This is a genomic window from Streptomyces diastatochromogenes (assembly GCF_002242805.1).
Taxonomy (GTDB): Bacteria; Actinomycetota; Actinomycetes; order Streptomycetales; family Streptomycetaceae; genus Streptomyces; species Streptomyces diastatochromogenes.
In genome coordinates this window covers 1-377 of record NZ_MCGQ01000061.1, presented here as the reverse complement: position 1 = coordinate 377, position 377 = coordinate 1, and the positions used below count along the sequence as shown (strand labels likewise).

Sequence of the window (377 nt, the reverse complement as noted above, 5' to 3'; positions counted from 1 at the left end):
CCGATCCTCTACTACGGCGACGAGATCGGCATGGGCGACAACATCTGGCTCGGCGACCGCGACGCGGTACGCACCCCCATGCAGTGGACCCCCGACCGCAACGCCGGATTCTCCTCCTCCGACCCCGGACGGCTGTTCCTGCCCACGATCATGGACCCGGTCTACGGCTACCAGGTCACCAACGTCGAAGCGTCGATGTCCTCGCCGTCGTCGCTGCTGCACTGGACCCGCCGCATGATCGAGATCCGCAAGCAGAATCCTGCCTTCGGACTGGGGTCCTACAACGAACTCCAGTCCTCCAACCCCGCCGTCCTCGCCTTCCTCCGCGAGTACGAGGACGACCTGGTGCTGTGCGTCCACAACTTCTCCCGGTTCGC

1 protein-coding gene is annotated in these 377 nt (G+C 65.3%); it reads left to right on the top strand.

Annotation, left to right across the window (positions count from 1 at the left end; all coding sequences use genetic code 11):
* Window positions 1-377: alpha-glucosidase C-terminal domain-containing protein (locus BEK98_RS44115; RefSeq protein WP_208643403.1), on the top strand; the 377-nt coding region annotated here is incomplete at both ends.